The following is a 12,302-nucleotide window of genomic DNA, read 5'->3' as shown; positions in this document are numbered from 1 at the left end:
TTTAGGAAGCGACAGTGCAACGACCAGACCGCACTAGGGGAGCCAGTCCTCCCCGGAATGGACGAGACGGACATGAAACGTCGCGCCGCCCTCCAGATGCTGGCCGCGCTCAGCGCCGGGGCCGCCATCCCGCCGGGCGCTCTGGAAATGGTTCTCTCCGGTGCTGCTCCGGACCTCGTCGATCAGATGGACGTGGACAGATGGGAGCAAACTGTCCACGAATACCGGCATGTGTCTCTTATGCGGTGGACGGGAGCTTTGATCCCGGACCTCACCGCCGACCTCGTCGCCCTGGGGCGGCTGCTGGAACGCAAGAACCCGCCTTCCATCCACGCCCGGCTGCTGCGGGTGAGCGCCGAGCTCTCCGGTCGTCTGGCCGCTGAGCTGGACGACATCGGGGACCGGCGGGCGGCACGTGTCGCCTGGGCCTCCGCGCGCCGCGCCGCGGATGCCTCAGGCGACCGAGACCTGTCGGTCTGGGTGCGCGGCGTCGAGGCCAGCTACGCCCGCTGGGCCGGATGCCCTGATCACCTCGTGATCGACTTGGCCGATGAGGCGATCGCCCTGTCCGGGGGGAAGCCGTCCCGAGGACTGGGAGGAGCCTATGCCGCACGTGCTTCCCTAGCGGCTAGACGGGGCGAGGAGCACGTGGCGTTCGAGGCGCTCCAGAATATGGCCGAGGTGACCGACCGTGCGCCCGAGGCGTTTCCCGAGTACTTCCTTCGTTGGAACGAGGCTTACGCCTACACCTTCCTCGGCGACGGCCGGGCCTCATCCGCCCTGGAGCAGGCGTTGGCCCTCTACCCGCCCGGCACCATGACCCCCGTCGCCAACCTCCGCCTCATCCAGGCCCTCGACCTGGTCCAGCAGCGCGAGATCAACGAAGGACTCGAGCAGGCCCTCACCGTCCTCCAGGAAGGCCCGATCAGCACCACCCGCTACCACCTGGCCGAACGCATCCTCGGAGCCTTGCCCGAGCAGGCCCGCAAACTCCCCGCCGCCCGCGACCTGCGCGCTCTGACCGTCAGGGCCTGACCGGATCGAGCACGGCATCCGACTTTCAGCCGCAGTTCGCTCGGTCTCTTTGACTCGGCGGGGCGTCCCGCAGGCCACTGTCGTCCGGTTTAGGAAGCGACAGTGCAACGACCAGACCGCACTAGGGGAGCCAGTCCTCCCCGGAACGGACGAGACGGACATGAGGCGTCGAGCCGCCCTTCAGATGCTGGCCGCGCTCAGCGCGGGAGCCGCCATCCCTCCAGGCGCGCTTGAAACGGTTCTCTCCGGTGTCACTCCGGATTCCATCGACCAAATGGATGTGGACAGATGGGAACGCACTGTCCACGAATACCGGCATGTGTGCCTTATGCGGTGGACGGGAGCCCTGATCCCGGACCTCACCGCCGACCTCGTCGCCCTGGGGCGGCTGCTGGAACGCAAGAACCAGCCTTCCATCCACGCCCGGCTGCTGCGGGTGAGCGCCGAGCTCTCCGGTCGCCTGGCCGCTGAGCTGGACGACATCGGTGATCGGCGGGCGGCACGTGTCACCTGGGCCTCCGCGCGCCGTGCCGCGGACGCCTCCGGCGACCGCGACCTGTCAGTGTGGGTACGCGGTTACGAGGCCGACCAGGCCCGGTGGTCCGGGTGCCCCGACCACGTCGTGACCGGCTTGGCCGATGAGGCGATCGCTTTGTGTTGACCACATCAGGTCATACCGCCATCAGATTGTCACTGTGAGTGTTGACGCGGGTGAGGGCGGTCACCACCATGGAGGGCGCGCGGAAGGAGAAACCCCGTGGGCAAGCACGACAACACCGGAGACCGGCACCGCCCCGATCGCCCGATCCCGCCGGAACGAGACGACAGTGACAACACCGGCGGCAAAGGCAGCCGCGGCAGCGGCGGCAGCGGCGGCGGTGCCAAGTGACCGCCGCGCCGCGCCTCCTGCCCACCCACCGGCAGGCGGCCGAGCTGGCGGCGGCGCTCGCCGACCGCTTGGCCGCCTGCGGTGACCTCACCCGCCCCGAGTGGCGGCACCTGCTGCTGCAGGTGCCCCGGCATCTGTTCGTCCCCGACCGGGCCTGGTGCGTCCCGGACGGCCCGGGTGCTCCCTACGGCATCGACCGCACCCGCGACCCTGACCAGTGGCTGCGGGCCGCCTATGCGGACGCGGCGATCGTCACCCAGGTCAACGACGGTCATGGTGATCCGGGCACCGGGGAAGGGGCCTGGACCTCCTCCCTGTCGGCGCCCGGCGCGGTCATCGCGTTCCTGGAGCTGCTGGCGCCGCGTGACCACGAACGCGTCCTCGACGTCGGCACCGGGCCCGGCTGGACCGCCGCTCTGCTGTCGGCCCGGCTCGGCGACGGCCGGGTCGTGTCCATCGAGGTGGACGAGCAGGTGGCCGAACAGGCGAAGGTCAACCTGGAGGCCGCGGGAGCACGTCCCCGCCTGGTCGTCGCCGACGGCGCCGCCGGCTGGGCCGAGGGCGCCCCTTACGATCAGGTGCACGTCACCTGCGGTGTCACCACGGTCCCGTATGCGTGGGTGGAGCAGACCCGTCCCGGCGGGACGATCGTCCTGCCGTGGATGCCCGAATACCTCGGCGGCTACAAGGCCCGCCTGACCGTCACCGGGGACGGCCGCGCCATCGGCCGCCTCGGCGGCCCGGCCTCCTACATGATGCTGCGCTCCCAGCGCAGCGGCGGCCTCGCCGAACCGGCGAGCTCGGCGATCTGGGAGGAGACGACGCCGGTCGACCCCCGCGCCGTCGCCCAGGACTCCTGCGGCGCCGACATCGCGATCGCCGGACTGCTGCCCGATGTGCTCGGCGCCGACTCGACCACCGGCGACGGCAGGTTCTGCCTCCTGCTCGCCGATGCCGCCGCAACGAGCTGGGCCCGCGTCGAGCACCGCCCCGGACGGCGTGAGCATCTGGTCTACCAGGCGGGGCCGCGGCGGCTGTGGCAGGAAGTCACCGACGCCTACTTCCGCTGGGTCGGCTGGGGACGTCCCGGCCGGGACCGGTTCGGCCTCACCGTCACACCGGCCGGCCAGTACGTCTGGCTGGATGAGCCCGACCGGCCGCTGCCGGGCGGTTCACCGGCCGTCTGATGACCTGTCCCCTCTGGCCGGCCGGGCCGGTTTCATGGTCTCGCTTCACCGGCTGCGCCTCGGCACGGGAAACGGCTCCATTTGTCCCGCTCCTGGATCGCAGGCATCCAGCAGCCCCTTGCCGCCCCGGGAGGCTTGACCGGCCCGTCCGCCGGCCAGGCCGACCTCCAAGTCCCTTGCCCACCCACACGCGACCTGCACGCCCTGACCTCTGGTGCCCGACCGTCGCTCCTCCTCGGACGTCCAGGTCTTGCATTGCTTCAGGGACGTGAGGTCCGGTGTGGGCGTGCACCGGGCCCCGCCGTCTTCTCAATGGGCCTGGTCAGCGCAGTCTGCCGGCACCCGGCCGCGCAGATCTGCAACACCCCGCTCGTCCAGGCATGTGAACCCCCGCTGTTGTGCCCTGCGTGCCTTGACCTTTGAGTCCTGGCTGTCGCTCATCTTCGGGGCGTCCAGGCTCTTGCCTCGGCCTTGGGTCGTGGGTGTTCAGCAAGCGCTCGCCGTCTTGGGAGGTTTGGTCGGGTGCTGTCCGCCGCCGCTTGGTCCGGTGGATCTTCTTGCCCGCCCGGGCATGTGACCTCCCGGCCACCCGCTACCCGCGTGCCCTGACCTCCAAGCCTGCTCGGGTGTGACGGTCTCATACGCACCGCCGGCCCCTTGGACGGTGCGGTCTCCGAAGGCACATGCCGACGCGTCCGCCCGCGCGCCTCTTCGCCCCGTTTCCCGGAACGTTCCCCGGCGCGCGCTTTACCCTGGTGTGCTCGTTGGCTTTCGCCGAGAAGGCTCAACGGCGAACAAGAAAGGCGATCAGGAAAGGAAGGCGCGTTCATGCGCGCACCACTGGGTGTCGTAGTCCTCGGGCTGGCCGCCGGACTGTTGTCCGGCTGCGGCGGTGACGGCGGAGAGCAGCAGGCCCAGGCGTCCTCGCCGGCCGCGGCCGCTCCCGCCACGACCGCTCCGGCGACGCAGCAGCGGTCCGGCGGCCTGGACGGGACGTGGAAGCCGATCAACGACAGCCCGATCGCCACCCTCACGATCACCGGCACGACCGCCGAGACGACCGGGCAGCTGGCCTGCCCCGGCACCATCGCCGGCGTCGGCTCCCCCAAGCCGCTCCTCACCCTGGACTGCGCCGAGCCGGACGCCCGTCGCAAGCGCGGAACCCTGGAGCTCGACTCTGACGGCACCTCCCTCGTCATCACCTGGGAGGGCCCGGCGTGGGGCGGCATGATCGACAGCCTGAAGCGGGTGAACTGACCCTTTTCCGCACGCCGTCCCCTCTGGTCGAGACTGCGGCGTCGCAGCCGGGAACGCTGCCGTGACCTGGAACGTCACGGCAGCGGGCATTGCCGGGGCCCTCGTCCCCGGTGCCCTGGGCCGTGTGTTGAAAAAGGGCGCTGACCCCGCCGGCGCGGGCGTCCGCAGCCACCGCCGTCACCCGGTGGTGGCTGCGGACGGGCGACCGGCCCGGGGATAGGCTGACCTTCCCGGCGCGTCCAGGACGGGCCGGGAGCAAACAGACGAGTGGAAAACCGCCGTGATGTCGTCAGGAGAGCACTCACCCCCCGGCCAGGAGACCCCGCCTCGGCGGACGCTCGGCTCCCTGCTGTGGGCACTGGCCGTCCCCTTGATGTTCACGCTGGCGGGTTGGGTGGCCCAGTACCCGTCCGGTTTCATCTTCGTGGGCGTCGCGCTGGCGCTGGGGACGCTCGCGGTCGCCGCGGTGCGGGCCGGGCACGTCTGGAGACGCGGCGGGGCCGCCCTGCTGGTCTGCTGCAGCGGCCTGGCGCTGACGCTTTTCGCCGGTCCCGGCCTGTACGACCTCTACATGGAGCAACTGGGCGAACCGGCCCCCGCGGTCGTCCTGAAAGTCCGCGACGGCGAGCAGGAGCCCGCCGGGTCGGGGCCGGGCAGCGACAACCTGTTCTGCACGGTGGCCGAGACCACCGGCGACCGCACCGTGCACGAGCTCTCCCAGCAGCAGAACTGCTTCGGCCAATTCCCCGAGGGCCGGCAGGTCACCCTCCGCAAGGACCCGCTGGGCCTGCTGAAGCCGCGCCTGCCGGACGGCCCCGGCCAGACGGGCACCGACGTCGAGATGTCGATCACCGCCGGTTTGTTCGTCCTGACCGCCGCGGCGATGTTCTACGCCGGACGCCGCCGGCGCTGACGCAGGGGACCGGGGAAATCCGAGGCGCCGTGGGAGCCGTTGCACGGCGGAGGGCCTGAGAGACGGGCGACGCGGCGGCCATGCCGAAGTGAAGAGCTTCGCCCCTGCCGCGCCGTTCTGGCGCATCAGGCACCCGGAGCGGGTGGGCCTTTGCCGGGGGTCGTCCTGCTCCACGCGGCTCTGAGGAGGAGGCGCGGGTGAAGGCGCAGCGGCGCGGCCGGGAAGGGAAAGCGGGCTGCCGCGATGCCGAAGGCGACGTTGTCACCTGGCCGCCGATCCGGTTCGCCGACATGGACGAGGATCTCTCCCAAGACGCCGACCAGTGCTCCCGCCGCTTCGGAGACTGCGGGTTCTCCGAGGCTCTGCTGTCCGGCGGAGCCCATTGAACGCCGAGAGGCCTCCGGCGAACCACGTGGCCGGTGCCCCCGACCGCTCTTCGGACCGGGCGGCATGCCGGCCCACCTGATGAACACGGAATTCACGCTCACCCGGCGGCGGGTCGGCTCGGCGCCCCAAGGGACCGCGGCCCTCCCGGGACGGTCCGTTCCCCATGGCCTGGTGCCGTGCGGCTCGTCCACCGCACAGGACACAGGCCATGCGTTCAAGGGCGGGCGTTCCGGCCGCCGAGGCGGCGGGTGATCTCGGCGGCGGTGGCCTGGACGCGGGCGGCCAGGTCCGGCCAGGTCTCCTCGGGACGGTCTGCGCGGCGGAAGGTGAGGGTGACGGCGGCGGCCGGGTGGGCGGTGTGGTCCACCACGCAGGCGGCGATGCTGGCGAAACCCTCGGTGATCAGGCCGTCCTCCACCGACCAGCCGCGGCGGGCGTCCTCGGCCAGCACGCGGCGCAGCTCGCGCAAGGTGGTGGGGCCGCGGCCGGTGCGGGTGACCAGCGGGCCGGAGAACAGGGCGCGGACCTGGGCGGCGGGCAGGCGGGCCAGCATCGAACGGCCGCTGGCGGTCAGGTGGGCGGGCATGCGCACGCCCACGTCCGTCACCAAGGTGTGATGCCGGGGCGGCTGCTCCTTGAGCAGGTACAGGGTCTCGGCCCCGTGCAGCACGCCCAACTGGGCGATCTCACCCGTCCGGTCCACCAGGCGGCGCAACGGCAGCCGGGCCAGCCGCTCCAGCGGCCCCTGCCGCAAATAGGCCGAGCCGATCTCGAAGGCCGCCACGCCCAACCCCCACAGCCGCTCCTCCGGCAGATGGGTCACAAAACCCTCGGCGGCCATCTCGTTCAGCAGGTGGTAGGCCGATGACCGCGGTATCCCCAGCTCCCGCGCCACCGCCGAGGCCGGCATGGGCCCGGCCGCCGACGCCAGCAACCGCAGCACCGCCAACGCCCGCCGCGCCGCCGGAACCTGCCCCATCTGCCCAGTGTCCGGTATCCGAGGCGCTTTGGCGCCGGGTTCGCCACCGCCGGTCCGCGGGTCGGATCGCCTGTGCCCGGACGATCAGCTCGCCTTGCGCAGCGGCTGGAACCGGATGCTCAACCGCATCTCCAACGCCTCGGCGAGACGCTCCAGCATCGGAATCGTGGGCATCGTGCCGCCCGCCTCGAACCGGGCCACAGCCGGCTGCTTGAGCCCCGCCCGCTCGGCGAGCTGCGCCTGAGTCAAGCCGAGCTCTTCGCGACGCAGCCGCACGGCCTCCCCCAGCTGGAACCTGATCCGCGCGGCCTCGTGGGCGGCCCCGGCGCCCGGACGGCTCATGATCTCGGCCCGCTTGTCGGCCCATGCCCTGCGCTCGCCCATGTCGCTCGCTCCTCGTCCGCCGTGTGCTCCTCGGCGATACACCGCTGCATGGCCCGCCACGCCCGCTCGACCTCGGCGACTTCGCGCATCCGCTGCTTGCGGAACACTGTCAGCAAGATGATCCGCCTACCCGGCGCAATCCAGCAGGTTATCCGCGCCGATTGACAGTTCAGGTGGAACCTGAGTTCCCTTAACTTGCCGCGCAGCCGCCGAGTGTACGGCTCGCCTGGCAGCACTCCGCGCTCGGCCAGCAGATCGATGTAGAAGGCGGCCGTCTCCTGGTCGGCCTGATCAAGCGTGTCGAACTACTCGTCCACCTCGGGTTCCAGCTCAACCTCTCCCCAGGCCATAACACGGACGTTATAAGGAGGGCAAGGGATGCGTCCCGTGAATCGGCAAAGGTGAGATTCATCGAGGCCTGGGCGGCCGCCAGTTGTCTCGTATCCGAGACACATCGGCCTCGGGGGCTCTTCGGGACGGGCCGGTCGGCCGCTCCAATAGGGGTATGAGCAGCCTCATGGGGGACAAGGGCGTCCAGGTCGGGCCCGAGCCGTTGACGTTCGACCAGGTGGTGGCGGTGGCGCGGGAGGACGCGCCGGTCACCCTCACCGAGCGGGCCCTGGAGCGCATCGCCGCGGCCCGCGCGCACGTCGAAGAGCTGAGCGCCCGGCCCACCCCCGTCTACGGCGTCTCCACCGGGTTCGGGGCGCTGGCCACCCGGCACATCCCGCCCGAGCTGCGCAGGCAACTGCAGCTCAACATCGTCCGCTCGCACGCCGCCGGGTCCGGCCCGGAGGTGGAGCGGGAGGTGGTGCGGGCCATGATGCTGCTGCGGCTGCGCACCCTGGCCAGCGGGCACTCCGGCGTCCAGCCGGTCACCGCGCAGACCCTGGCCGCCCTGCTGAACGCGGGCATCACCCCCATCGTCCACGAGTACGGCAGCCTGGGCTGCTCCGGCGACCTGGCCCCGCTGTCGCACGTGGCGCTGGCGCTCATCGGCGAAGGCGAGGTCCGGGACGCCGCCGGGAGGCGCAAACCCGCCGCCCAGGCCCTGGCCGAAGCGGACATCCCACCGGTGACGCTGGGCGCCAAAGAAGGGCTGGCGCTGATCAACGGCACCGACGGGATGCTCGGCATGCTGGTGCTGGCCGCCTGCGACCTGCGGCGGCTGCTGGTCTGCGCGGACATCGCCGCGGCGATGAGCGTGGAGGCGCTGCTGGGCACCGACCGGGTGTTCGCCGCCGAGCTGCAGCAACTGCGCCCCCACCCCGGCCAGGCCGCCTCCGCCGCCAACCTGCGGGCCCTGCTGGCCGGGTCGGCGATCATGGAGTCGCACCGCGGGCCGGACTGCACCCGCGTCCAGGACGCCTACTCGCTGCGCTGCTCCCCCCAGGTCAACGGGGCCGCCCGGGACACCTTGGCGCACGCCGAACAGGTGGCCTCCCGGGAACTGGCCTCCGCCATCGACAACCCCGTGGTGCTGCCGGACGGACGGGTGGAGTCCAACGGCAACTTCCACGGCGCCCCCCTGGCCTACGTGCTGGACTTCCTGGCCATCCCGGTGGCCGACGTGGCATCCATGTCCGAGCGGCGCACCGACCGGATGCTGGACCGGGCCCGCTCCCACGGCCTGCCGGCGTTCCTGGCCGACGACCCCGGCGTGGACTCCGGCCACATGATCGCCCAGTACACCCAGGCCGCCATCGTCTCCGAGCTCAAACGGCTGGCCGTGCCCGCCTCGGTGGACTCCCTGCCCAGCTCGGCCATGCAGGAGGACCACGTGTCGATGGGCTGGAGCGCCGCCCGCAAGCTGCGCCGCGCCCTCGACGGGTTGACCCGGGTGCTGGCCATCGAGATCCTCACCGCCGCCCGCGCTCTGGACCTGCGCGCCCCGCTGCGCCCCGCCCCCGCCACCGCCGCCGTGGTCGCCGCGCTGCGCGAGCACGTCGGCCCGCCCGGCCCCGACCGCCACCTGGCCCCCGAGATCGACCACGCCGTCCGTCTGGTCCGCGACGGCACCCTGCGCGCCGCCGCCGAACGCGTCACCGGCCCGCTCGCCTGACGCAAGGAGGACGCCCATGCCGGAGCCGGCCTCGCACCACTCGCCGCCGGGTGCGGCCCTGCGGCCGTCCCGCACGGTGCCGGGGTCGATCCCGGCAGGTGCGTTCCGCCGGAGTGGATCACCTTGGCCGTCGCAGGCCGACCGGATCAGGCCCGTGCCAAGGAACGGCCCTCAAGCGGCGGATGCCCGAGCCGACTGATCCCTTAAGGAGAAGACGATGTCCGGTCCTCGTACCGTCCGCGCCCCGCGCGGCACGTCGCTGACCGCCAAGGGGTGGCCGCAGGAGGCCGCGCTGCGGATGCTGATGAACAACCTCGACCCCGACGTGGCCGAGCACCCCGAGGAGCTGGTCGTCTACGGCGGCACCGGCCGCGCCGCCCGCAACTGGGACGCCTTCGACGCGCTCGTGCGCTCCCTGCGGGACCTGGAAGGGGACGAGACGCTGCTGGTGCAGTCCGGCAAACCCGTGGGGATCTTCCGCACCCACGAGTGGGCGCCGCGCGTGCTGATCGCCAACTCCAACCTGGTGCCGCAGTGGGCCACCTGGGAGGAGTTCCGCCGGCTGGAGGCGGCCGGGCTGACCATGTACGGGCAGATGACCGCCGGGTCGTGGATCTACATCGGCACCCAGGGCATCCTGCAGGGCACCTACGAGACGTTCGCCGCCGTGGCCGCCAAACGGTTCGGCGGGTCGCTGGCCGGGACCCTCACCCTGACCGCCGGGCTGGGCGGCATGGGCGGCGCCCAGCCGCTGGCCGTCACCATGAACGGCGGGGTGGCCCTGTGCGTGGAGTGCGACCCGTCCCGCATCGACCGCCGCGTCGCGCACGGCTACTGCGATGTGCGCGTCGACGACCTGGACGAGGCGCTGCGCCTGGCCGAACAGGCCAAGGAGAGGCGGCGGCCGCTGTCGATCGGGGTGCTCGGCAACGCCGCCGACGTGGTGCCGAGGCTGCTGCGCCAAGGCGCCCCCGTCGACATCGTCACCGACCAGACCTCCGCCCACGACCCGCTGACCTACCTGCCGCTCGGCATCGCCTTCGAAGACATGGCCGCCGAACGCGACAAGGACCCGGCCGGCTTCATCCGCCGCGCCCGCGAGTCCATGGCCGTCCACGTGGACGCCATGGTCGGCTTCCACGACGCCGGAGCCGAGGTCTTCGACTACGGCAACTCCCTTCGCGGCGAGGCCAAGCTGGGCGGCTGCGAGCGGGCCTTCGACTTCCCCGGCTTCGTGCCCGCCTACATCCGCCCGCTGTTCTGCGAGGGAAAAGGCCCGTTCCGCTGGGCGGCGCTGTCGGGCGACCCCGCCGACATCGCCCGCACCGACCGGGCGATCTGCGAGCTGTTCCCCGACAACGAGCCGCTGGTCCGCTGGATCCGCACGGCCGGGGAGAAGGTGCGCTTCCAAGGGCTGCCCGCGCGGATCTGCTGGCTCGGCTACGGAGAACGCGACAAGGCCGGGGCGGTCTTCAACGACCTGGTGGCCCGCGGCGAGATCAGCGCGCCCATCGTGCTGGGCCGCGACCACCTGGACGCCGGCAGCGTGGCCAGTCCCTACCGGGAGACCGAAGCGATGGCCGACGGCTCCGACGCCATCGCCGACTGGCCGCTGCTCAACGCCCTCCTCAACACCGCCTCCGGCGCGTCCTGGGTGTCGATCCACCACGGCGGCGGCGTCGGCATCGGCCGCTCGGTGCACGCCGGCCAGGTGTGCGTGGCCGACGGCACCCCGCTGGCCGCCGAGAAACTGGCCCGCGTCCTGACCAACGACCCCGGCACCGGCGTGATGCGCCACGCCGACGCCGGATACCCCCGCGCCGCTCAGGTCGCCGCCGAACGCGGCGTCTGCATCCCCATGGCGGAGCGATGAGCTTCACGGAGATGTGGGCGGAGCTGCTGCCCATCGGCCGGGACGAGACCACCGGCGGTTACCGGCGGATCGCCTGGACGGCGCCGGAACTGGAATGCCGGGCCTGGTTCACCGACCAGGCCCGGCGGCGCGGCCTGACGGTCGAGGCCGACGCCAACGGCAACCTGTTCGCCTGGTGGCGGGCCGGCCGCGGGCCGGCGGTGCTGACCGGCTCGCACCTGGACTCGGTGCCCGGCGGCGGCGCGTTCGACGGGCCGCTGGGAGTGGTGTCGGCGCTGGCCGCCATCGACCGGCTGCGCGCCGAGGGCTTTGCGCCCCGGCGGCCGATCGGCGTGGCGGTCTTCGCCGAGGAGGAAGGCTCCCGCTTCGGCGTCGCCTGCCTGGGGTCGCGTCTGCTGACCGGCGCCATCGACCCCGCGGACGCCCGCGGCCTGCGCGACGCCGACGGCCGCGCGTTCGCCGAGGTCATCGCCGCCCACGGCCTCGACCCCGCCGCCATTGGACCGGACGAGGGGCTGCTCGCCCGGATCGGCTGCTTCGTGGAACTGCACATCGAACAGGGCCGGGCGCTGCAGGCCCCGGTGGGCGTGGCGAGCGCGATCATCCCGCACGGCCGCTGGCGGCTGGACTTCACCGGCCAGGGGAACCACGCCGGCACCACCCGGCTGCGCGACCGGCGCGACCCGATGCTGCCCTTCGCCCACGCCGTCCTGGCCGCCCGGCGCGGCGCCGCCGCGGCCGGCGGCGTCGCCACGGTCGGCAAGGTCACCGTCGTCCCCGGCGGCGTCAACGCCATCCCTTCGGCGGTCACCGCCTGGCTGGACGCCCGGGGACCCACCGCCGAGGCCGTCGAGCGCATCGTCGCCCAGACCGCCGAGACCGCCCGCCGCGCGGCGGCCGAACACGGCGTGATCGTCGAGCTCACCCGGGAGTCCTGCACCCCGCTCGTGGAGTTCGACCACGCCCTGCGCGACCGCATCGCCGGCGTCCTGGAACAGGTCCCGGGCGTCTCCCGAGAACCGGGCACGGGGGAGGAGCTCACCGTTTCAGGGTGCGGTCCCGCACCGGGCAACCCCGCAGAACCCTCAGAATCCGCCTCGGCGCCGGGCGCTCCCAAGGCCGCGGCCCGCCCCGGACGCGTCCCCGTCCTGCCCACCGGCGCCGGGCACGACGCGGGCGTGCTGGCCGCCTGCCTCCCCACCGCGATGCTGTTCGTGCGCAACCCGACCGGGGTGTCCCACGCCCCCGCCGAGCACGCCGCGATGGACGACTGCCTGGCGGGCGTGGCGGCGCTGACGGCGGTGCTCAAAAATCTCGCCGACGGGTAAAGGACTGA

At 72.5% G+C, this 12,302-nt stretch carries 12 protein-coding genes and 1 pseudogene; 10 read left to right on the top strand and 3 right to left on the bottom strand.

Going from position 1 to position 12,302, the window contains the following annotated elements; translation table 11 throughout:
• The first annotated feature begins 57 nt into the window (after positions 1-57).
• From TCUR_RS17870 to TCUR_RS17845, 7 genes are all read left to right on the top strand, one after another.
• Entirely contained in the window at positions 58-1,035 is a 978-nt protein-coding gene (locus TCUR_RS17870; RefSeq protein WP_041440005.1) for a hypothetical protein, read from the top strand.
• Positions 1,036-1,309: 274 nt separating this feature from the next.
• Positions 1,310-1,696, top strand: a complete 387-nt coding sequence (locus tag TCUR_RS17865) for a hypothetical protein (protein ID WP_012853945.1) — start codon at positions 1,310-1,312, stop codon at positions 1,694-1,696.
• Between the two features lie 96 nt (positions 1,697-1,792).
• Positions 1,793-1,924, top strand: coding sequence for a hypothetical protein (locus TCUR_RS28390; protein ID WP_012853944.1), 132 nt, complete (start codon positions 1,793-1,795; stop codon positions 1,922-1,924).
• On the top strand, positions 1,921-3,111 hold the full coding sequence (locus TCUR_RS17860; protein ID WP_012853943.1) for a methyltransferase domain-containing protein: 1,191 nt from the start codon (positions 1,921-1,923) through the stop codon (positions 3,109-3,111). The genes TCUR_RS28390 and TCUR_RS17860 overlap by 4 nt, the downstream gene beginning before the upstream one ends.
• Positions 3,112-3,939: 828 nt before the next feature.
• The gene (locus tag TCUR_RS17855) at positions 3,940-4,368 is read left to right on the top strand and encodes a hypothetical protein (protein WP_012853942.1); all 429 of its coding nucleotides are present in this window, start codon (positions 3,940-3,942) and stop codon (positions 4,366-4,368) included.
• 280 nt (positions 4,369-4,648) lie between these two features.
• Positions 4,649-5,281 carry a hypothetical protein gene (locus TCUR_RS17850; protein WP_148233052.1) on the top strand — a complete coding sequence of 211 codons (633 nt, stop codon included), beginning with the start codon at positions 4,649-4,651 and terminating at the stop codon, positions 5,279-5,281.
• A gap of 197 nt (positions 5,282-5,478) precedes the next feature.
• Positions 5,479-5,667, top strand: coding sequence for a hypothetical protein (locus TCUR_RS17845; protein WP_012853940.1), 189 nt, complete (start codon positions 5,479-5,481; stop codon positions 5,665-5,667).
• A 215-nt stretch (positions 5,668-5,882) separates the two neighbouring features.
• Here TCUR_RS17845 and TCUR_RS17840 read toward each other — a convergent pair whose 3' ends face one another.
• The 3 genes and pseudogenes from TCUR_RS17840 to TCUR_RS25765 form a co-directional block, all read right to left on the bottom strand.
• A complete protein-coding gene (locus TCUR_RS17840; protein WP_012853939.1) occupies positions 5,883-6,647 on the bottom strand; it encodes an IclR family transcriptional regulator in 765 nt (254 codons plus the stop codon).
• 84 nt (positions 6,648-6,731) lie between these two features.
• Positions 6,732-7,031, bottom strand: coding sequence for a helix-turn-helix domain-containing protein (locus TCUR_RS17835; protein ID WP_012853938.1), 300 nt, complete (start codon positions 7,029-7,031; stop codon positions 6,732-6,734).
• Positions 6,986-7,324, bottom strand: a pseudogene (locus TCUR_RS25765) (type II toxin-antitoxin system RelE/ParE family toxin); the annotation flags it as partial. The gene TCUR_RS17835 and the pseudogene TCUR_RS25765, both read right to left, overlap by 46 nt.
• Before the next feature lie 224 nt (positions 7,325-7,548).
• Here TCUR_RS25765 and hutH point away from each other — a divergent pair.
• The 3 genes from hutH to TCUR_RS17820 all read left to right on the top strand — a co-directional run bounded on the left by hutH (position 7,549) and on the right by TCUR_RS17820 (position 12,294).
• A complete protein-coding gene (gene hutH, locus TCUR_RS17830; protein ID WP_012853937.1) occupies positions 7,549-9,093 on the top strand; it encodes a histidine ammonia-lyase in 1,545 nt (514 codons plus the stop codon).
• A 217-nt stretch (positions 9,094-9,310) separates the two neighbouring features.
• Complete coding sequence (gene hutU / locus TCUR_RS17825; RefSeq protein ID WP_012853936.1) at positions 9,311-10,966, top strand: urocanate hydratase; 1,656 nt, start codon at positions 9,311-9,313, stop codon at positions 10,964-10,966.
• Positions 10,963-12,294 (top strand): allantoate amidohydrolase, encoded by a 1,332-nt coding sequence (locus TCUR_RS17820; protein WP_041439996.1) that lies wholly within the window; start codon positions 10,963-10,965, stop codon positions 12,292-12,294. Before hutU ends, TCUR_RS17820 begins: the two co-directional genes overlap by 4 nt.
• The last annotated feature ends 8 nt before the right edge of the window (positions 12,295-12,302 follow it).

The organism is Thermomonospora curvata DSM 43183 (genome assembly GCF_000024385.1).
Lineage (GTDB): Bacteria > Actinomycetota > Actinomycetes > Streptosporangiales > Streptosporangiaceae > Thermomonospora > Thermomonospora curvata.
This window is presented reverse-complemented; position numbering and strand designations above follow the sequence as displayed.